This is a genomic window from Mycobacterium sp. E1715 (genome assembly GCF_001667625.1).
Lineage (GTDB): Bacteria > Actinomycetota > Actinomycetes > Mycobacteriales > Mycobacteriaceae > Mycobacterium.
The window spans coordinates 1-1,126 of sequence record NZ_LZJJ01000224.1 but is presented as its reverse complement, the minus strand read 5'-3'; the positions used below and the strand labels follow the sequence as shown (position 1 = coordinate 1,126).

The following is a 1,126-nucleotide window of genomic DNA, read 5'->3' as shown; positions in this document are numbered from 1 at the left end:
AAGGACACCAACATGAGCGAGCGGGTACTCGACCGGGTCGTGGCGATGGCGGATCAGTTGCGCGACCAGGCCCCCGAGGCCGAGCGGATCGGCCGCCTGACCGACGACAGCGTGAAGCTGATGAAGTCGGCCGGGTTGATCCGGCTGCTGCAAACCAAGCAATATCAGGGTTTCGAGGTCCACCCCCGCGAGTTCGCCGAGACGACGATGGCGACCGCTGCGCTGGACCCGGCGGCCGGCTGGATCGTCGGCGTGGTCGGCGTGCACCCCTACCAGTTGGCGTACGCGGACCCCAAAGTCGCCGCCGAGATCTGGGCCGACGACGTCGACACGTGGATGGCGTCACCGTACGCGCCGCAGGGGGTGGCCAAGCCCGTCGACGGGGGCTACCTCTTCAACGGCCGCTGGCAGTTCAGCTCGGGCACCGACCACTGCGACTGGATCATCCTCGGCGCGATGCTCGGCGACGAGAAGGGCATTCCGATCATGCCGCCGCAGATGTTGCACATGATCCTGCCCCGTAAGGACTACGAGATCGTCGAGGACTCGTGGAATGTGGTGGGGTTGCGGGGAACCGGTTCCAAGGACGTCATCGTCAAGGACGCGTTCGTCCCGTCGTATCGGACGATGGACGCGACGAAGGTGATGGACGGCACCGCCCAGCGCGAGGCCGGCATGACCGAGCCGCTCTATCTGATGCCGTGGTCGACGATGTTCCCGCTGGGCATCTCGGCGGCCACCATCGGCATCGCCGAGGGGGCCCTGGCCGCGCACCTCGACTACCAACGCGAGCGCGTCGGCGCCACCGGAACCGCGATCAAGGACGATCCCTACGTGATGTTCGCGATCGGCGAGGCAGCCGCCGACATCAACGCCGCCCGCCAGGAACTGCTGGCCAACGCCGACCGCATCTACGACATGGTCGCCGCCGGCAAGGAGGTGTCGTTCGCCGACCGCGCGGCCGGGCGGCGCACCCAGATCCGCGCGGTGTGGCGCGCGGTCGCGGCGGTCGACGAGATCTTCGCCCGCTCGGGCGGCAACGCGGCCCGCATGGACAAGCCGCTGCAACGGTATTGGCGCGACGTCCATGTCGGCCAGCTGCACGCCATCCACATGCCTGGAACCA

Annotated in this window: 1 protein-coding gene; it reads left to right on the top strand. The window is 68.1% G+C overall.

Going from position 1 to position 1,126, the window contains the following annotated elements:
• Positions 1 to 12 precede the first annotated feature (12 nt).
• On the top strand, positions 13 to 1,126 hold a 1,114-nt coding region (locus tag A9X03_RS12200), incomplete at its 3' end, for an acyl-CoA dehydrogenase family protein (RefSeq protein ID WP_068261240.1).